This is a genomic window from Aminobacter sp. P4_D5 (assembly GCF_056401815.1).
This window is the reverse complement of record NZ_JBFUIP010000010.1, coordinates 66381-86052: the sequence shown is the minus strand read 5'-3', so window position 1 is coordinate 86052 and position 19672 is coordinate 66381. Positions and strand designations below refer to the sequence as shown.

The following is a 19672-nucleotide window of genomic DNA, read 5'->3' as shown; positions in this document are numbered from 1 at the left end:
TCTCACATCTTGTCGATGAGCGACTGCATGCCTTCGGTGGGGGTGGAGTCGGAACCTGCCGCGACCAGGATCGCTGGGACCAGGGCTTCCGGCTCGTCGACCACCAATGGCTGAACCAGATGCGAGGTATGCACGAAGCCTTCGGCCTTCATGTGATCGAGCAGGGCCAGCATCGGGTCCCAGAAGCCTTTGACATTGGCAAAGACGATCGGCTTGCGATGATGGCCGAGCTGCGCCCAGGTCATGATCTCGACGATCTCCTCGACCGTGCCGATGCCGCCCGGCAACGCAACGAAAGCGTCCGATTTCTCGAACATCAAGTGCTTGCGCTCATGCATGTTGTCGGTGATGACGAGTTCGTCGAGCCGGGTCAGGGCGGTTTCGGTTGCTTCCTTGTTCATCAGGAAGCGCGGTATGATGCCGGTGACCTTGCCGCCGGCGCGCTGCGCGCCATCGGCGACCGCACCCATGATGCCCTTGGTGCCGCCGCCATAGACGAGCCTGAGCCCGGCCTTGGCGATCGAGTGGCCGAGCAGATGGCCGGCCTTGATGTAGACCTCATCGTGGCCCGGCGAGGAGCCGCAATAGACGCAGATGGATCGAATCGTGTTCATGATATGATTGGGTATTGCCTCCACAGACCGGGTCAAGCCCGGACAGGGCTTTTTCTTGTCGCTGCCGGCAAAACAAGGTAGACCCATCGGAGGGCTAGGGGCAGCGATATATGGCAATTAATCCGTTGAAAATCTTCCTTCTCGCAGCAGGTGGCTCGGCCGCTGCTGCGACCATTGCATATGTGTCAGGTGCGCTTGATCCTTACCTGGCGCCGCCCGCCGTGGTCGCGAGCTTGCCGGCACCCCCAACAGCCGCGCCGAAGGCGGACAAGATCCCTGGGGCGGCGAAGCCGGCAGCCGAGGGGCCAGCCCCCGCTGCGCAGGCACCCGTTGTGGTGGCGCCGTCCTTCGACGTCGTGCGCGTCGAAGACAATGGCTCAATAGTGATCGCCGGCAAGGCAGCCGGCAATGCCAAGGTCGAGATCGTGACCGGATCGAAGGTGATCGGGGCTGCGGTTGCAGGCACGGACGGCGATTTCGCCGTGGTGCTCGACCAGCCGCTCAAGCCGGGCGACTACCAGATCGTGCTGCGCGCGACCGCGCCCGACAATGTCGTGGCGACGTCGACCGAGACCGCCGTGGTTTCCGTGCCTTCGGAGCCGGGCGGACAGGTGCTGGCACTTGTCGAAGAGCCGGGCAAACCCTCCGAGCTGATTACCGTCCCCAAGCCCGCCCAGGCGCCTACGAAGCTGCCTGCAGCGGACCAGCCGGCCAATGCGCCGGCAGCGACAGTCGAAGGACAGACCGCGTCGCAGCCGGCCCCGGCAAAGTCGGTTGCATCCGCATCTAAGGTGAAGATCGCAGTTGAAGCCGTCGAAATCGAAGGCAAGAAGATCTTCATCGCTGGTGTTGCCGATGCGGGCCGCAAGGTGCGTGCCTACGCCAACGAGATCCTGATCGGCGAAACCCAGACCACGCCGGAAGGCCGCTTCCTGATCGAGGCAGAGCGCGAACTGCCGGTTGGCGACTACATCATCCGCGCCGACGCGCTTGAGCCAGACGGTGTCAAGGTCGCGGCCCGTGCGGCGGTGCCGTTCCAGCGCGAGCCGGGCGAAGCGGTAGCCGCAGTTGCACCGGCACCCGCACCGGCTGATACCGCAACGAAGTCGCAAGCGCCGGCAGCTAGCGACGCGCCGACTGCGCCAGCGGCACAGACTCAGGCGACGTCACCGGAAAAGCCCGCCGATATCGCTTCGGCCGGCGCTGAAGCGACTGCGCCCAAACTCGAGTCGGTCGATGGCGCTGTCATCATCCGTCGCGGCGATTCATTGTGGCGTATCTCGCGCCGCGTCTATGGCCAGGGCGTGCGCTATTCCAACATCTATCTCGCCAATCAGGATCAGATCAGCGATCCCGACCGCATCTGGCCGGGGCAGGTGTTCCGCGTGCCGGAAAAGTCCCAGGAGGGCGAGGCGGCCAATATGGGCGCGATGGGCGAACAGGCGATGCCCGTGCCCAAGCCGTAGCTTTCGGGAAAGGCATTTCAGCCAACTTGGGTTGCGTGGATAGAATTCATCGTTTATCGTCGATGAACGATGAAACCATCCTCCGCCGCCGCACCGTCATGCCGCGCCGCCTCTGTTGCGGATGTGGCGCAAAAGCTTGCGGCTCTCTCACATCCCGCACGGCTTGAAATCCTGCGGCGCCTCGGCGGCGGCAGGTCGTGCTGCTGCAAGGAAGTGGTCGAGCATCTCGATCTCGCCCAGTCGACCGTTTCGCAACATCTGAAAATCCTCGTCGAGGCCGGACTGGTCCGCTACGCGCCGGAGCGGCAGCGCTCGCGCTATCAGATCGACCAGGCGGCATTGACTGCTATTTCCGCGTCCGTCTCGGCGCTCGTCGAATCTTGCTGCGCCGTCGAAGGCGCGGACATCTAATCAAGGCAAGCATAGTGGCTAACAAGACCGTCTCCGCCGAACGCGGCTCGACCCTCAGCACGATAAGGAACCTGTGGCCCTATATGTGGCCGCAAGACAGGCCCGACCTCAGGGCGCGGGTGGTGTGGGCAACCGTGTTCCTGTTCGTCGCCAAGCTGACGCTGGTGGCGGGGCCCTATTTCTTCAAATGGGCGACCGATGCGCTCGCCGGCGACCAGCGTACGCCGCTGGCGTTGCCGGCATTGCTCGCAGCACCCGTCATGCTGGTGGTGGCCTATAATTTCGTGCGTATCGTCCAGCTCGGCTTCAACCAGTTGCGCGACGCGCTGTTTGCCAGCGTCGGCCAATACGCGGTCCGGCAGCTTGCGCACCGGACTTTCGTGCACATGCACCAGCTGTCGCTGCGCTTCCATCTCGAGCGCCGGACGGGTGGGCTGTCGCGCATCATCGAGCGCGGCACCAAGGGCATCGAGACGATCGTCCGCTTCACCATCCTCAACACCGCTCCGACCATTCTCGAATTCGCGCTGACGGCCGGCATCTTTGCTTTCGCCTATGGCTGGCAATATGTGGCCGTGGTGGCTGTGACCGTGTGGCTCTACGTCTGGTTCACGGTGCGGGCGAGCGACTGGCGCATCGCCATCCGCCGCGAGATGAACGATTCCGACACCGACGCCAACACCAAGGCGATCGATTCGCTGCTCAATTTCGAGACGGTGAAATACTTCAACAACGAAAGCATGGAAGCCGAGCGCTTCGACCGCTCGATGGCGCGGTACGAGTCGGCGGCGACAAAGACCTGGACCTCGCTCGGCTGGCTCAACTTTGGCCAGGGCGTCATCTTCGGTCTCGGCATGACCGTCGTCATGTGGATGTCGGCAAAAGAAGTGATGGCCGGAACCCAGACCGTGGGCGACTTCGTCTTCGTCAACGCCATGTTGATGCAGCTTTCGGTGCCACTCAATTTCATCGGCATGATCTATCGCGAAATCCGCCAGGGACTGACCGACATCGAAAAGATGTTCGAGCTGCTCGACGTGCCGCAGGAGGTGAACGACAGACCGGGCGCCCAGCCACTCGTGGTCGGCAATGGCCGCGTCGAGTTCCGCGATGTGCATTTCGCCTATGATCCGAACCGCCAGATTCTGAAAGGCGTGAGCTTCGAGGTGCCGGCCGGCAAGACGGTGGCGATCGTTGGTCCCTCGGGGGCCGGAAAATCGACGATCTCGCGGCTGCTGTTCCGCTTCTACGACATCCAGCAGGGCGCGATCCTGATCGACGGACAAGACATCCGCGACGTCACCCAGGAGAGCCTGCGCGGCGAGATCGGCATGGTGCCGCAGGATACCGTGCTGTTCAACGACACGATTGCCTACAACATCCGCTACGGCCGCATGAACGCGGACGAGGAAGACGTGCGCCGGGCAGCGGACCTGGCGCAGATTTCGAGCTTCATCGAGCGCATGCCGGATGGCTACAAATCGATGGTCGGCGAGCGGGGCTTGAAGCTTTCGGGCGGGGAAAAGCAGCGTGTGGCGATTGCCCGCACCATCCTCAAGGCGCCGCCGATCCTGATGCTGGACGAGGCGACGTCGGCGCTCGACACCCAGACCGAGCAGGAGATCCAGAGCGCGCTCGACCTGGTCAGCAAGGGCCGCACCACGATCGTCATCGCGCATAGGCTGTCGACGGTCATTTCGGCCGACGAGATCATCGTTTTGGCCGATGGCGCCATTGCCGAGCGCGGCACCCATGCGCAGCTACTGGGGCAGGACGGGCTCTACGCCTCGATGTGGGATCGCCAGCGCGAGGCCACCGAAGCCGAGGAGCGGCTGCGTCAGGCGCGCGAAGCCGACGAGTTCGGGGTCGTCGTGCGCCGCCGGACCCCGGAGGTCGAGGCCAGCGAGGTCGAGTGAGTGGCACATGGGCGGCATCGGCCGCCCATTGCTGGCGATAGCGGTGGGCGTCAGCAATGTCGCGTTGCGGCCTAGCGTCGTTTCCGGTAAGCACTCCCAGACTTCAACAGCAACGGCATCCCCTCCATGAGCATAGCCGACACGATCCGCAACGCCTTCGTTCCGGTCCATCGCGAGGGGTATCCCTTCATTGCCGGATTTGCGGCGGTCGCCATCCTGCTGGGCTTCTTTTCTACTTCGCTGTTCTGGGTGGGAGCGATTCTCACCGCCTGGTGCGCCTATTTCTACCGTGACCCCGAGCGGGTGACGCCTGTCGACGACAAGTTGGTGGTAAGTCCCGCCGATGGCGTGGTGTCGGCAGTCGGTCCCGCCGTGCCGCCGCGCGAGCTTGGCCTCGGCACCGCCGAGATGACCCGCATCTCGGTGTTCATGAACGTCTTTTCCGTCCACGTGAACCGTGCGCCGGTGCGCGGCAAGATCGTACGCGTCGAGCACCGTCCGGGCAAATTCCTCAACGCCGAACTCGACAAGGCGAGCCAGGAAAACGAGCGCAACGGTATTGTCATAGACAGCCCGAACGGCCAGGTGGCCGCCGTGCAGATCGCCGGTCTGGTGGCGCGTCGCATCCTCTGCTGGGCCGATGTCGGCGGCAACATCGGCGTTGGCGAACGTTTCGGCCTGATCCGCTTCGGCTCCCGCGTCGATGTGTTCCTGCCCACGACAGCAGTCGCACGCGTCGCAGTCGGCCAGACCGCAGTTGCCGGTGAAACCGTGCTTGCCGAATTCGGCGGCGCCAGCCACGCACCGCTGGTGCGGGTCTCCTGAGGACAACGCTGGTGTCATCGTTCAAACCCTTTGAACCCCATGGCCAGGGCGGTCCGCGCATTCGCGAGATTCCGCTGCGCATGGTGTTGCCCAATCTGATCACAGTGCTGGCTATCTGTGCCGGCCTGTCGGCCATTCGCCTCGCCTTTGAAGGCCGCTTCGAATCGGCTGTCGTCTTGGTGCTGCTGGCGGCCTTCCTCGACGGCATAGACGGGCGGCTGGCGCGGATGCTGAAAGCGACGTCGAAGTTCGGCGCGCAGATGGATTCGCTTGCCGACATCGTCAATTTCGGCGTCGTGCCGGCGCTTGTGCTTTATGCCTACCTGCTCGACAAGGCCGGTTCGCTGGGCTGGATCGCGACCCTGCTGTTTGCCATCGCCTGCGGCCTGCGTCTCGCGCGCTTCAACGTGCTCGACGAAGATCTCGATCGTCCGGCCTGGCAAGCGGAATATTTCGTCGGCATTCCGGCGCCGGCCGGCGCCCTTGTCGTGATGTTGCCGATGTATCTCGGCTTCCTGGGTGTCGAGGGCACCCGTACCGTGGCGTACGTCGCCACCGGGTTCACTATTCTCATCGCATTCCTTCTGGTCAGCCGCCTGCCGATCTATTCCGGCAAGACGCTGAGGATCCGGCGCGAATACCTGCTGCCGGTGATGCTGGCGGCGGTGTTCTACGTGCTGCTTCTGACGGTCTATCCCTGGCAGACGCTGACGGCTTCGGTAGGCGGATATTTGCTGTTTTTGCCACTGAGCGCCAGTGCCTATGCCCGCCGCGCCAAGATCGAGGCGGCTGCAATCGCAGCGGCTGCTGAAGCGGCGGCGACCGCCGAAACCGCGCCGGACGAAACCAAGCCGGAAGCTTAAGCCGCCAATCCGAGCTGGTCGAGCGCCATACGGCGGGTGGCGACGTAGTCGGTCTTGCCCGAGCCTAGCACTGGAATTTCGTGCACCTTGATGATGTCGTTCGGCACCATCAGCTCGGCGGCGCCGGCCTGCTTGCCGTAGAGGCGCAAGGTCTCGGGATCGGCGTTGCCGGCGGTGGTGACCAAAACGATGCGCTCGCCCCGGCGCTTGTCCGGCACGGCGACCGCCGCATGGCGCTCCTCCGGCCACAAAGCCTGCACCAGCATTTCGACAGCCCCCAGCGACACCATCTCGCCGGCGATCTTGGCGAAGCGCTTGGCTCGGCCGCGGATGGTGATGAAGCCTTCACGATCGACCGAAACGATGTCGCCGGTATCGTGCCAGCCTTCCAGCGGCTGCAACTCGCCCGGCCTGTCGGCGGTCATGTAGCCCATCATCAGATTGGGTCCCGATAGCCACAGCTGGCCGCCTTCGGGCACGCCTTCGATTTCTTCGAGCCGCATCCGCATGCCCGGCAGCAAGCGCCCGACCGTGCCGTCGCGGCTGTGTGTCGCCGTGTTGACGGCGACCACGGGGGCGGCTTCTGTCAACCCGAAACCCTCGATGATTTCGGCGCCGAAGCGTTCGCGCCAGACGCGTCGTGTCTCGGCCCGGACCGGCTCTGCACCGGCAACGATGAAGCGCAGGCTCGAAAAATCGCCGTCTTCGGCGGTACGCGCATAGGCCGCGAGGAAGGTGTCGGTGCCGAACATGATCGTCGGCCGGATTTTGCGCGCGACATCCGGGATAAGTTTGTAGTGCAGTGGCGAGGGGTAGAGGAACAGGCGCACGCCGGTGAGCAAGGGCAATATGGTGCCGCCGGTGAGACCGAAGGAGTGGAACACCGGCAGCACGTTGAACAGCTTGTCGGCCGGCGAAATGGTGATGCGCGCCTCGGCCTGCATGGCGTTGGCGACGAGGTTGCGGTGGGACAAGACGACCGCTTTGGGCGTGCCTTCCGATCCTGAAGTAAACAGGATGACGGCGGGTTTGGACGCGTCCTGGGGCTGCAGCGCACGCCGCCACTGGAGCGCGGCGGCGAGTTTTTCGAAGGTCGAGACGCTGTCGCGCAGTTCTTCCAGCCAGATCATCCGGGCGCCGGCCTGTTCGGCAGCAGTGATGATGTCGGCGAGATCGGCCTTCTTGATGAATGCGCGCGAGGAGATGATGGTCTTGATATCAGCCGTTTTCACTGCCGAGGCGACGTTGGCGGCACCGGCTGTGTAATTGATCATCGCAGCTACACGGCCCGCCGAGAGCAGACCGAGCATGCTCAGCACCACGCCATTGGCGTTGGGCAGCAGGATGCCGACAGCTTCGCCGGAACCGGACAGGGCTTCGAAGCGCTTGCCGAGCACGCGTGCGCCGGTCAGAAGCTGGCGATAGCTCAAGGCGCCACTGACGACGTCCTCCACGATCGGCCGCGAGGCGCCGTATCGGCTGGCGGCATCGCACAACGAATAGAACACGCCCCGGTCGAGATCTGTGCCGGCAAGACGCGCTTCAGCGCAACGGTCGAACAAGGCATTGGCGGTGGTGCTTTGCGAATAGCCGGCGCGCTGGAGCAAATCGGCCATGGTCATCGGTGCGAGAGCGATGATTTTCAGGCGCGGGAACCAATGACGCGGGGCGCGTTCTGCCGGCGTCAACGAGAAAGGCAGATGTCTGGCGCCGCTGACGAAGATCGGAACGATCCGGGCGTCGGCCTGCATGGCGATACGGGCGACGGCGCGGAACAGCCTGAACGACTTGACGTCGGGCTCGACGGTATCGGGCAGATAAACGGCGAGGCGGCCCTTGCCACGCAGCACACGAACCAGGCGCCGGCTGACGAAGACATGCTCGGCGTTAAAGGCGATGGTGCGGCCGAGTTCGCGCCAGGGCTCGAGCCAATGCGCGCGGGCGGATGAATCGTCGAGGATATGCAGGGTGTGCTCGGGCAGCAGCGACAGCATCAGCGCCGGTTCGAGGCGCGACTGATGCGAAATGACATAGATCACCGGGGTATCGACGTCGCGTGCCTTGCGCAGGGCCTCGTCGTCCACCCGGTAGATCAGCTTGAGCGGCAGATAAAGCAGTGCCTGGCGGAAGCGGATGCCGCGGCCATGCATCAACACACCTGCGGCAAGCATCCATGCCGCGACGAAGCCGAGCACAATTGCACTGGCCAGGATCATGCCGCACCTCCCGATGCCCGCAGCACCCACCGCGCGCATCGAAACTAGACGATGACGACGCAACGTCAATGCGCATCGTCATCCCACCATCCCCTTGGCCTCGGGACAGGAAAAAGCCGGTCTTGCGACCGGCTTAAGGTAAAGGGACGGGTGGAGGGGATGGGGGGATGGGGCAACCCGTCCTGAGCCTAAGAACGCCGAGTATCCGGATTGGTTCCGATGCGTTCAAGCTTTTTGTGATTCTTTTTTCAACTACGCCGGGTGAGGCGGTGTGCGTCGTGCGCTGGCCCAGTCGTACCAGGCGTGGGAAAACACCGCCGCAAGCACGACAGCGCCGCCGGCGAGGCTCGCGACAGGTGGTAGCTCTGCCAGGAACAGCCAGGCGAAGAAGATGCCGAAAGGCACTTCGGTCGTGCCGAGAAGGCCGGCTTCGGCGGCTGGAATGCGACGCGCGCCTTCGGTCCACAAGATGACGGCGAGCGCGAAGGCGAAGCCGAACGCTGCAAGCGGGGCAATGTCGGGTCTGGATATGGCAAGTGGGTCGGTGACGAACCAGGCAGGAATGAAGCCGAGAAACGCCGACACGGCGCCGGCCCAGACGACCGGCGCATTTCGGAAGCGGCGCACGAGTGCCGCATAAAGCGCGAAGGAGAGGGTCATCAGCATGGCGAGCGCATCGCCGAAGGCATGGCCACCGCCGAGCCCGGACGAGACCATGATCCCAACGCCAACCAGGCATATGGCGGCGGCAATCGCTGTCTGGCGCCGGAAGACCTCGCCGGCGACCAGCCATGCGAGCAGGGCAACGACAAACGGTACTGTGGCGTAGATGACAACGACGTTAGCGACATAGGTGTTCTTGAACGCGGCGATGAAGGCGATGCTGGAAAATGTGCCCAGTATGGCGAGCATCCAGCCCTGCCAGCCGAGGTGAAGGCTTTCGCCGCCGCCGTCGCGCCGCCGCCACAAGACATAGGCGGAGATCAGCAGCCCGCCGATCAGCCCGCGCCAGCAGGTGATGGTCAGGGGATCGGCGTCGATCGACTTGGTGAGGATGCCCGCAAGGCCGAAGACGGCTGCCGAACTGGCAATGAGCAGGACGCCGAGCCTGTGCTGCGAAGCGGCTTTGGTCTCGCTGGTCATGTCCATTGCCTCCGGTGAAGGAGCTGAGACTAGGGCAGCGCAACTGCCAACACGCTGTCAGTAGACATGTCCGGTTGGTGGCACAGCGTTTTGCTCGAAAGACGTCCGGCAGGGAATGCAGAAGCTTAACGTTCGGCCGCAACTGTCGGTTTCGGCCGAACGCTGATGCAGCATTGCCTCGGCGGCGTCAGTTCGTGGCGAAGCAGTAGAACAGGCCATCGCCACCCGTGCTCTTGAGCGCGTCCTGGCTGCAGCCGCCGCGCGAGGCGTGGGCCGAATTCCATGACCTGGCTGCCGCCGTGTCGGTGGTGCCTTTGCGGTCGTGATGGCCCATCATGGCGGCACCTTCGGTGCCATCGAGCGTCCAGTCGCCGCAGGTCTGGTCGGCGATCCTGGTGCCGTCGGGTTTGGAGCCGGTCAGAATGTCGTGGCGGTTGGGCGTGTCGCCGCGGCCGTTGATGACATTGCCCTTTTCGTCGAGCGCGGTCTCCTTGTTGATGTTGTTGGCGTCGCTGTGCAGCGAGGCGACATCGTCGGCGATCTTCTGGCCCTTGGCGTTGACCCATGGGCCCTTGCCGATGCGGTCCTTGGCGTCGGCGTCCTTGGTGGAGAGATAGGCATGCCACGTCTTGCCGTTTGAGCCCGCGGCTGCCGCCAGGCTCTGGCACTGGGCGTCGGCGCCTGCGAGACCGCCGAGATTGGCGCCCTTGCCAGGACCGCTGCTGGTCACAAAGAAGCTCATCGTATTGTCCTGGGCGCTGGCCGCCGAAAGTCCGGCGCACAGCGCTGCCGTCAGGACGAGAATGCGTTTCATCTTGGGTCCTCCCGTTTTCTTGTTTCCCACGCGCGAAAGGCTAGGACGCGGGCAACAACGCAGCCAATCACGACTGCGTGTCGAAAACGGCGAGGAACGCGTTCAGGCCGGTAGTTGGTAGGACGCCCAGCGCTGTTCCCTGATCTGGTAGATCTGGCCGGTACGGGTGAGGGCCGGGTCGACCATCGGCAGGATGTGGCTCGCCGTCTCGGACGGATGGGTCACCGACGCGGGGTTCTCGCCGGGCACTGCCTGGGCGCGCATCGCAGTGCGGCTGGTGCCTGGATCGAAGATGTTGACGCGCAATGCCATGTTCTTGGTTTCGTCGGCCCAGGAGCGGGCGAGCGCTTCGACAGCTGCCTTGGAGGCCGCATAAGGCGCCCAGAAGGCGCGGGCCGAGTGCGCCGAACCCGAGCTGACAATGACGGCGCGGCCGGCGTCGGAAAGCCTCAGCAGCGGATCGACCGAGCGGATCAGCCGCCAGGTGCCTGTGACATTGACCGCCATGACCTTGTCGAAAACCTTGGCCTCGACATGGCCGATCGGGGCTATGACGCCCAAAACGCCGGCATTGGCGACCAGGATGTCGAGCTTGCCCCAGCGTTCGTGGATCGAGCCGCCGAGCCGGTCGATGCCGGCCATGTCGGTCAGGTCGAGCGGCACAAGCGTTGCCTTGCCACCGGCTGCCTTGATCTCGTCGTCGAGTTCTTCCAGGCCACCGACAGTGCGCGCGACCGCGATCACATGGGCGCCGGCTGCGGCGAACTGTTTGGCGGTGTTGTAGCCGATGCCGCGCGAAGCGCCGGTGACAAGGGCGATACGGCCGGAGAGGTCGGGGATGGTGGTCATGCAGGCACCCAATTCGAACTGGTCGATCCGCTGCCTGATAGGACGATTTTGTCTGGAACAAAACCCCGCAACGGAGATTGATGATCGACGTGGTGCCGCACCCCGTGAAATTTTCGGGCCTGGCTGTCGGAATTGCCTGTAGTCAGGCGTCCTGGGTTGAGAACGTCATCTTCACAGGAGGGAGCCATGGGCAGAACCGCTGCGATCCTCGTTGCCAGGCTGATCTTCGCCGGCGTCTTTGCCATGGCGGCTGTCTTCAAGTTCGCCGGGATGGAAGGTACCGCCGCTTTCATCGCTGCGGCAGGATTTCCGTTCCCCCTGCTTCTCGCATGGCTCGCGGCCCTGTTCGAGACCGTCCTGGTGCTGGCCTTCCTGACCGGCGTCTTCTTCTCAGAAGCTGCGCTACTCGCCGGAATCTACGTGATCTTTTTGGCCTTCGCCTTCCACGGCCCGTCGCACTGGCAAGGAAATCAAGCCGAGTTCGGGTTCTTTGTCGACCACTTCACCTTCCTTGCGGGGCTGCTGTTTGCAGCCGTCCACGGGCCGGGCGAAAAACTGGCGCTGCGGCAGGGCTTCCTCTGGAAGAGCCACGCGGTTTCCGCGAACTGATGCGGAAACCAGCCGACCGTATGAGGCGTGATCTACAGTCCGCCTGTCGCCAGCAGCGACAACGTGCGTACATTGTCGGAGCCATCGAAATCGGCGAGGCTGGTCGGATACTGCCCGGTGAAGCAGGCGTCGCAGAATTGCGGCTGTTCGTTGTCGCGGCTCGATTCGCCAACGGCGCGGTAGAGGCCATCGATGGTCAGGAAGCCGAGCGAATCGACACGGATGAACTCGGCCATCTCTTCGATCGTCATGCGCGAGGCCAGAAGCTTCGATTTCTCCGGCGTGTCGACGCCGTAGAAGCACGAGGCGCGGGTGGGCGGCGAGGCGATGCGCATATGCACCTCCTTGGCACCCGCATCACGCACCATCTGCACGATTTTCTGGCTGGTGGTGCCGCGCACGATGGAATCATCGACCAGCACCACGCGCTTGCCTTCGATCATGCGGCGGTTGGCGTTGTGCTTGAGCTTGACGCCCATGTGGCGAATGGAATCGCCGGGCGAAATGAAGGTGCGGCCGACATAATGGTTGCGGATGATGCCGAGCTCGAAGGGAATGCCGGCTTGCTGCGAAAAGCCGATGGCCGCGGGCGTACCGGAATCCGGTACCGGCACGACGATGTCGGCTTCAACAGGGCTTTCGACCGCGAGTTCAGCACCGATGCGCTTGCGCACCTCGTAGACGTTGCGGCCCTCGACCGAGGAGTCGGGACGGGCGAAATAGACATATTCGAAGATGCAGAAGCGCGACTTCTGCTGCTCGAACGGGAAGATGCTCTCGATGCCCTTGGAGGTGACGATGACCATTTCGCCGGGCTTGAGGTCGCGCACGAAACGCGCGCCGATGATGTCGAGCGCGCAGGTTTCCGAAGCAAGGATCCAGGCGCCGTCGAGATCGCCCAGCACTAGCGGGCGGATGCCGAGGGGATCGCGGCAGCCGATCATCTTCTTGGACGACATCGCAACCAGCGAGAACGCACCTTCGACCTGGCGCACCGCGTCGATGAAGCGCGAATTGAGGTCGCGCTCCTTGGAGGTGGCGACCAGATGCAGGATGGTTTCTGTGTCGGAGGTCGACGAGAAGATCGAGCCTTGCTTCTGCAACGCGCGCTGCACCGTCATGGCATTGGTGAGGTTGCCGTTATGGGCGACCGCAAAGCCGCCATCGGCGAGTTCGGCAAAGAAAGGCTGGATGTTGCGCATGCCAGCACCGCCGGTGGTGGCATAGCGGGTGTGGCCGATGGCGCGGTTGCCCTTGAGGCTGTCGATGACGCGCTGCTTGGTGAAGGTGTCGCCGATCAGGCCGACATGGCGCTCGACGTGGAACTGGCTGCCGTCATAGCTGACGATACCCGCAGCCTCCTGGCCGCGATGCTGGAGCGCATGTAGCCCCAGCGTGACGATTGCCGCAGCGTCTTGCCGGCCGAAGATGCCGAAGACACCGCATTCGTCGTGGAAATGATCGTCAGCTTCCGCTGAAAGGGCGGTCGATGCGTCTGCCATGGGGCGAGGCCTCTCGTCGCAAAAACGCTATATAGTGCCAAGAAGCGGGAAGGGCAACGGAACTTCCCCGCCTCTCGCGAGATCGTCAGTTATTGGTCGGTGCCGGTTCGGCTGGCGTGTCGGCCTCGCCGTCAGCCGGTGGCGTTGCCGTGCCGGCCTCTGGCTCGCCGCCCTGCGACTTGAGCTTCTTGAGGATCGAGTTTTCCGGATCCTCGGGCAGCAGGTTTTCGATCGACGTGCCGATGCTTTCGAGCAAGGGCCGCGACTTGGCCTCGCTGACCCATGCCGGCGCATTGGTGCCAACCAGCCAGTTGAAGAACAAAAGCCCGACGGCGACCACCAGGACACCGCGCGCCGCACCATAGAGGAAGCCGAGCGTGCGATCGAGCGCGCCGATGCGGCTGTCGATGATGAAGTCGGCGATCTTCATGGTGATGATGGTGACGATGATCAGCGCGACGATGAAGACGATACCGGCGGCAGCGGCCATCGCGATCTTTTCATTGTCGATATAGGGCTGAACGTAAGGAATGACCGGCTTGTAGAAGAAGAAGGCGGCAGCGGCGGCAGCGGCCCAGGAGGCGACCGAAAGCACTTCGCGCGAAAAACCGCGTACCATGGCGAGCATCGCCGAGACCAGGGTGAAGCCGACCAGAATTCCGTCAAGCAGCGTAATCGGCATCGTGTCCACTCACTCCATGACGACGGTTTCAGTCCGTCTCTTCCGCGCGGCTTCGTTTTGTGCCGGCTATGCGCGCCACCAGATCCGCCAATGCGGTCGGCTGGAACGATCCGGCTCCGAGTCCACCTGCGAGTTCCCCACTGCCGGAGGGCAGCACGGCCCTTCCGAAGCCCAACTTTTCGGCCTCTTTAAGGCGCTGCTGCGCATGCGCAACCGGCCTTACGGCGCCTGAAAGGCTGATTTCGCCGAAATAGACGCAATCAGCGGGCAGGGCAAGACCGGTGAGCGATGAAACCAGTGCGGAAGCCACCGCCAGATCGGCGGCCGGCTCGGAGATGCGGTAGCCGCCAGCGACGTTGAGATAGACATCGTGCTGGGCAAAGCGCACGCCGCAATGGGCCTCGAGCACGGCGAGGATCATCGACAGTCGTGACGAATCCCAGCCGACGACCGCGCGTCGCGGGGTGCCAAGCGAGGAGGCTGCGACGAGCGCCTGGATCTCGACCAGTACTGGCCTTGTGCCCTCCATGCCGGCAAAGACGGCGGCACCCGGCGCCTTGGCATGGCGCTCGCCGAGGAAGAGCTCGGAAGGGTTGGCGACTTCGCGCAGGCCCTTGTCGGACATTTCGAAGACGCCGATCTCGTCGGTCGGGCCGAAGCGGTTCTTGACGGTGCGCAGGATGCGGAAATGATGGCCGCCTTCGCCTTCGAAATAGAGCACGCCGTCGACCATATGCTCGACGACACGTGGGCCGGCGATCTGGCCTTCCTTGGTGACGTGGCCGACGAGCACCACGGCGGCACCTGTTGACTTGGCATAGCGGATCATCGCCTGGGACGAGGCGCGCACCTGGGTGACTGTACCAGGCGCTGAATCGGCAAGATCGGTCCATAAGGTTTGGATCGAATCGATGATGACCAGGTCCGGGCGCTTGCCGTCGGCGATGGTGGCGAGGATGTCTTCGACATTGGTCTCGGCGGCAAGCTCTACCGGCGAGGTGGCGACGCCCAGGCGCTGGGCGCGCAGCCTGATCTGGGCGACGGCTTCTTCACCCGAGACATAGACGACGCGGTGGCCGCGCGATGCGAGTGCTGCCGCCGCCTGGGTGAGCAAGGTTGATTTGCCGATGCCCGGATCGCCGCCGATGAGCAGTGCGGAGCCACGCACGAAACCGCCGCCGGTGGCGCGGTCGAGTTCGCTGATGCCCGAGACGATGCGCGGCGCATCTTCTATATCGCCGTCGAGCGAGGTCAGCGTGACCGCGCGGCCCTTGCGTGCGCTCTTGAGCGCGCCGGGGCCAGAGCCGATTCCACCCGACGTGCCTTCTTCGACAAGGGTGTTCCATTCGCCGCAGGAATCGCATTTGCCGGCCCAGCGCTGGTGTGCTGAGCCGCAATTCTGGCAGACGAATTGGACGCGGTTTTTAGCCATGGGTGTGGGGATGCTTTTTTGCTGCCGAGGTAAGGCTCAAGGCGTCTGACAAGCCTACTCTTCTCCAAACCTGTCCGGCAGGTGATGCTCGGGTGCGAGGTCGAAGAAGCGGGTGAATTCGCCTTGGAAGCCGAGGCTGACGGTGCCGGTGGGGCCGTGACGCTGCTTGGCGATGATCACTTCGGCCTTGCCGCGCACATCAGCCATGTCGCCTTCCCACTTCAGGTAATCGTCGGTACCGGGCTTCGGCTCCTTGTTCTTGAGATAGTACTCTTCACGATAAACGAAGATCACGACGTCGGCGTCCTGCTCGATCGAGCCGGATTCACGCAGATCGGAGAGCTGCGGACGCTTGTCGTCGCGGCTTTCGACCTGACGCGACAGCTGCGACAGCGCGATGATCGGGACGTTGAGTTCCTTGGCCAGCGCCTTGAGGCCGGTGGTGATCTCGGTGATTTCCTGGACGCGGTTCTGCGAGGATTTCGACGACCCCTGCATCAGCTGGATATAGTCGATGATGATGACGTCGAGGCCGCGCTGGCGCTTGAGGCGGCGGGCACGCGCGGCAAGCTGGGCGATGGAGATACCACCGGTCGAATCGATGAACAGCGGGATCTTCTGCAGCGTCTGGGTACAGCTGACCAGCTTTTCGAAATCGGCCTCGGTGAGATCGCCACGGCGGATCTTGGAAGACGGCACTTCGGCCTGCTCGGAAATGATACGAGTGGCCAGCTGCTCTGACGACATTTCGAGCGAGAAAAAGCCTACGACACCGCCGTTTTCGGCCTTGAACGAGCCGTCGGCCTGCTGGGCCGGCACATAGGCGTGGGCGACATTGAAGGCGATGTTGGTGACGAGCGAGGTCTTGCCCATGCCGGGGCGACCGGCGAGCACGATCAAGTCGGAGGATTGCAGGCCGCCCATGCGGGCGTCGAGATCCTGCAGGCCGCTGGCGACGCCGGAGAGATGGCCATCGCGCATATAGGCGGCACTGGCCATGTCGATCGCGGTCTTGACCGCGTCGGAGAAGCTTTCGAAACCGCCATCGTAGCGGCCGGTCTCGGCGAGTTCGAACAAGCGGCGCTCGGCATCCTCGATCTGCTCGCCCGGCGACATGTCGACAGGCGCGTCATAAGCGATGTTGACCATGTCTTCGCCGACGGTGATCAGCGCGCGGCGGGTGGCAAGGTCGTAGACAGCGCGGCCGTAGTCGGACGCATTAATGACGGTGACGGCATTCGAGGCGAGGGCGGCGAGATATTGGGAAACCGTCATGTCGCCGACCTTCTCGTCGGCGGGCAGGAAGGTCTTGATCGTCACCGGGTTCGCCATCTTGCCCATGCGGATGAGCTCGGAGGAGACCTCGAAGATCTTGCGGTGCAGCGGTTCGTAGAAGTGGGTCGCCTTGAGGAAGTCCGACACGCGGTAGAAGGCGTCGTTGTTGACCAGCATCGCGCCCAGCAGCGCCTGCTCGGCTTCGATGTTGTTGGGGGCTTCCCGGTAGAGTGGGGTTTCCGCCACCTCGAACTTGCGCGCTGCCTCAGCCAATGTCGTCCCCAATCTATTACCAAGCATCTCCAGTATCAGAGCCGAGACACAATCCGCATCGTCATTTCCGACTGGCCACGTTATTCACATTCGTCCACAGGCACGGTGGCTCGACGGTGGAATCAGGTTGACGCGAATCGGTGAGATTCTAGCGTCGAAGCGCCGAGAACAAAACAGGAAAATCGCGTAAGCCACTGAATTCACCAAGACTGAGTGCAACGCAATCGGCCTCGCGTTTGTATATATTCGCCGTTGATTTGCTTGGATATTCAGTGATCTTAGCTGCCACTGAGGTCATATTCGCCGCGATGCGGCACATAGCGGCGTATATGCTTCAAGGTGTTGAGAGCCGGAATCCGCACTATGGCGCGGCGGCTTCGTTGGCTTGAGGGGGCAATATGCGCATTCGTCGTCCGGCGTCGGTTCGAATCGGCTGGTCCGCCTCGACCGCGATGGTTTTGCTGGCATCCGCGATGCCGGCATATGCCGCCTGCGACCTGACGCCGACGGCCGGCCACAGCACCTATGTCTGCGACAGCGGCACAAATGCCGTGGTGCTGACCGACACCGATGGCACCAACACGCTGACCATGCCGGCAGGTGGTACTGGCACGATCAATGGCGACGTGACCTTCGGCAACTTCGTCGATCGCGTCGAAATTCATTCCGGCACCATCAACGGCACCATCTCCCAGTCAGGTGGCGCTGATGTCTTCATCATGACAGATGGCGTCATCGGCGCGCTCCATCAGGGCAGCGAACTTGACACCGCGACGATCAGCGGCGGCCATATCATTGGTCGGTTCTATGCCGGCGACTTTGTTACGATGACCGGCGGACGCATTGGCAATGTCGATCTGGAGCAAGCCAACAACCAGATGCGAATGTCGGGCGGCACGATCGATACCTCTATCGAAGCGGCCCAAGGCAACGATCTGCTTGAGGTGTCCGGTACCGCCGCGATCGGCACGTTCGTCAACCTCGGCAATGGCAACAATACGTTCCGCTGGCTGGGCGGCGGCACGATCGGCGGCAACATTATCATGGGCAACGGTCAGGACACGGCCTTGCTGCGTGGTCTGACCGAAGCGAGTTTTGCGCCAGGACGGACAATCGATGGCGGCGCCAGCACCAGCATTGACACGCTGACGTTTGAAGGTACCAGCTCGACCTCGGTAGCTCGCTATATCAATTGGGAGACAGTCAACCTCACCCAAGGCTCGACCTTCACTCTCAACGGCAATTTTGTCCTTGGCGACGCCCTGTCGAATACCGGCAGCTTCGACATCGATGCATCGAGCACATTGTTTGCCGGCGCAGGCGCCCATGGTGCTGTCCGCGCGTTCACGCCGGCAAATGCCGCGACGCTGACCAATGCCGGCACCATCGACCTGACCAATGGCGCGCCGAGTGCTGCCGACACGTTCACGGTGGCTGGCAATTATATCGGCGCTGCCGGCTTCCTGCGGCTCGACACGGTGCTTGGCAGCGACGGCTCGCCGTCCGACAAGCTCGTGATCCAGAACGGTACGGGTACAGGTTCGACTGGCATCGTTGTCGTCAAGGCCGGCGGAGCCGGGGCGCTGACTACCCGCGACGGCATCCTGGTTGTGGAAGCGACCGGCACGTCCACCTCCACTGCCGGCGCCTTCACGCTCGCCACGCCGCTGGCGTTTGGCGCGCACGAATATCTTTTGTTTCGTGGTGGCGTCAGCGCTGGATCGCAAGAGAACTGGTACCTGCGCTCCGAGTTTATCGATCTGGGCTCGCTACCCACCGATCCGGCCGCTCCGGTTCCCGGTGTGCCGATCCTCCGTCCCGAGACGGCGGTCTATTCGGTGCTGCCGCCGATGGCACGCGATCTCGCCATGTCGACGCTCGGCACCTTCCACGAGCGCCGCGGCGAGCAGAGCTTCCTTTCGGGCGGCGACAACTTTTCCACCAGCTGGGGCCGGGTTTTCGGCTCCAGCACCGAGCAGAGCTGGTCGGGCACCGTCTCACCTTCGACCGACGGCACGACCTTCGGAATTCAGGCCGGCCTCGACATGCTCCGCTCCGAAACGGAAACAGGCGCCCGCAACGTCGCCGGCATGTTCCTGGGATATGCCAGTCTCGATGCCGACGTGCGCGGCGCTGTCCTGGGCCAGATCGATCTCGCCGCCGGCAAGCTCGACCTCAATGCCTATTCGGTCGGCGGCTACTACACGTATGTCGGTGCCGGCGGCTGGTACCTAGATGGCGTGCTGATGGGCACATGGTTCGGTGGCGACGCGCGCTCAGACCGCGCCTTTGGCATCGACGCCGCTGGACGCGTGGTGACTGCTTCGCTGGAAGCAGGCGCGCCCATCGCCTTGACCGAGGGCTGGGTGCTTGAGCCACAGGCCCAGATCATCTGGCAGGACCTGTCCTTCGACGACGGCAACGACACCTTGTCGGCGGTCCGTTTCGACGAGGGTCGCAGCGTGACCGGCCGGATCGGGGCGCGGCTGCAGGGTACGTTCGACACCTCGTCAGGCCAGTTCAAGCCTTATCTCAAGGCCAATTTCTGGCATGGCTTCGATGGTGAGGACGTTACCTATTTCGACAGCGACGCGATCAAGGTCGAAACCGGCGGCACCAGGCTCGAACTCGGCGCCGGCATCACGCATGCCTTCACCGACAAGGTCAGCACCTTTGCCGTGGCCGACCACACCTTCAATCTCGGTGGCGAGCACAGCCGCGTCTTCGAAGGCAATGTTGGCCTGCAGGTCAAATGGTAAGGCGCCAAGCCTAGGTCGGGCGC

Annotated in this window: 16 protein-coding genes; 7 read left to right on the top strand and 9 right to left on the bottom strand. The window is 63.4% G+C overall.

Annotation, left to right across the window (positions count from 1 at the left end):
* Window positions 1-2 precede the first annotated feature (2 nt).
* Entirely contained in the window at window positions 3-614 is a 612-nt protein-coding gene (locus AC1DWF_RS04425; RefSeq protein ID WP_476783843.1) for an LOG family protein, read from the bottom strand.
* Between the two features lie 110 nt (window positions 615-724).
* Here AC1DWF_RS04425 and AC1DWF_RS04420 point away from each other — a divergent pair, with 110 nt between their 5' ends.
* The 5 genes from AC1DWF_RS04420 (at window position 725) to pssA (ending at window position 6095) form a co-directional block, all read left to right on the top strand.
* Window positions 725-2080, top strand: a complete 1356-nt coding sequence (locus AC1DWF_RS04420; RefSeq protein WP_476789007.1) for a LysM peptidoglycan-binding domain-containing protein — start codon at window positions 725-727, stop codon at window positions 2078-2080.
* Between the two features lie 69 nt (window positions 2081-2149).
* Window positions 2150-2491 carry an ArsR/SmtB family transcription factor gene (locus AC1DWF_RS04415; protein ID WP_476783841.1) on the top strand — a complete coding sequence of 114 codons (342 nt, stop codon included), beginning with the start codon at window positions 2150-2152 and terminating at the stop codon, window positions 2489-2491.
* A 14-nt stretch (window positions 2492-2505) separates the two neighbouring features.
* Entirely contained in the window at window positions 2506-4407 is a 1902-nt protein-coding gene (locus tag AC1DWF_RS04410) for an ABCB family ABC transporter ATP-binding protein/permease (RefSeq protein WP_476789006.1), read from the top strand.
* Window positions 4408-4533: 126 nt separating this feature from the next.
* Entirely contained in the window at window positions 4534-5232 is a 699-nt protein-coding gene (locus AC1DWF_RS04405) for a phosphatidylserine decarboxylase (protein ID WP_476784461.1), read from the top strand.
* Window positions 5233-5240: 8 nt separating this feature from the next.
* Window positions 5241-6095, top strand: a complete 855-nt coding sequence (gene pssA / locus AC1DWF_RS04400) for a CDP-diacylglycerol--serine O-phosphatidyltransferase (RefSeq protein ID WP_476784463.1) — start codon at window positions 5241-5243, stop codon at window positions 6093-6095.
* Here the strand turns inward: pssA and AC1DWF_RS04395 are convergent.
* The 4 genes from AC1DWF_RS04395 to AC1DWF_RS04380 all read right to left on the bottom strand — a co-directional run bounded on the left by AC1DWF_RS04395 (window position 6092) and on the right by AC1DWF_RS04380 (window position 11117).
* Window positions 6092-8311, bottom strand: coding sequence for an AMP-binding protein (locus tag AC1DWF_RS04395; RefSeq protein WP_476784460.1), 2220 nt, complete (start codon window positions 8309-8311; stop codon window positions 6092-6094). The two genes, pssA and AC1DWF_RS04395, sit on opposite strands and share 4 nt — an antisense overlap.
* Window positions 8312-8563: 252 nt before the next feature.
* A complete protein-coding gene (locus AC1DWF_RS04390) occupies window positions 8564-9454 on the bottom strand; it encodes a DMT family transporter (protein WP_476784459.1) in 891 nt (296 codons plus the stop codon).
* A gap of 187 nt (window positions 9455-9641) precedes the next feature.
* Entirely contained in the window at window positions 9642-10268 is a 627-nt protein-coding gene (locus tag AC1DWF_RS04385) for a hypothetical protein (protein ID WP_476784458.1), read from the bottom strand.
* Window positions 10269-10370: 102 nt separating this feature from the next.
* Window positions 10371-11117: an SDR family NAD(P)-dependent oxidoreductase gene (locus AC1DWF_RS04380; RefSeq protein WP_476784457.1), complete on the bottom strand. Its 747-nt coding sequence runs from the start codon at window positions 11115-11117 to the stop codon at window positions 10371-10373.
* Between the two features lie 186 nt (window positions 11118-11303).
* On the opposite strand from AC1DWF_RS04380, the gene AC1DWF_RS04375 reads away from it, so the two are divergent.
* A complete protein-coding gene (locus AC1DWF_RS04375) occupies window positions 11304-11726 on the top strand; it encodes a DoxX family protein (protein ID WP_476785035.1) in 423 nt (140 codons plus the stop codon).
* Between the two features lie 32 nt (window positions 11727-11758).
* On the opposite strand, the gene purF is transcribed toward AC1DWF_RS04375, so the two are convergent.
* From purF to AC1DWF_RS04355, 4 genes are all read right to left on the bottom strand, one after another.
* The gene (gene purF, locus AC1DWF_RS04370) at window positions 11759-13228 is read right to left on the bottom strand and encodes an amidophosphoribosyltransferase (protein ID WP_476785036.1); all 1470 of its coding nucleotides are present in this window, start codon (window positions 13226-13228) and stop codon (window positions 11759-11761) included.
* Window positions 13229-13313: 85 nt separating this feature from the next.
* Window positions 13314-13910: a CvpA family protein gene (locus AC1DWF_RS04365; protein WP_476785037.1), complete on the bottom strand. Its 597-nt coding sequence runs from the start codon at window positions 13908-13910 to the stop codon at window positions 13314-13316.
* Window positions 13911-13938: 28 nt separating this feature from the next.
* Window positions 13939-15342: a DNA repair protein RadA gene (gene radA, locus AC1DWF_RS04360; RefSeq protein ID WP_476785038.1), complete on the bottom strand. Its 1404-nt coding sequence runs from the start codon at window positions 15340-15342 to the stop codon at window positions 13939-13941.
* Window positions 15343-15396: 54 nt separating this feature from the next.
* Window positions 15397-16890, bottom strand: coding sequence for a replicative DNA helicase (locus tag AC1DWF_RS04355; protein WP_476789005.1), 1494 nt, complete (start codon window positions 16888-16890; stop codon window positions 15397-15399).
* 473 nt (window positions 16891-17363) lie between these two features.
* On the opposite strand from AC1DWF_RS04355, the gene AC1DWF_RS04350 reads away from it, so the two are divergent.
* On the top strand, window positions 17364-19649 hold the full coding sequence (locus tag AC1DWF_RS04350) for an autotransporter family protein (RefSeq protein WP_476841472.1): 2286 nt from the start codon (window positions 17364-17366) through the stop codon (window positions 19647-19649).
* The last annotated feature ends 23 nt before the right edge of the window (window positions 19650-19672 follow it).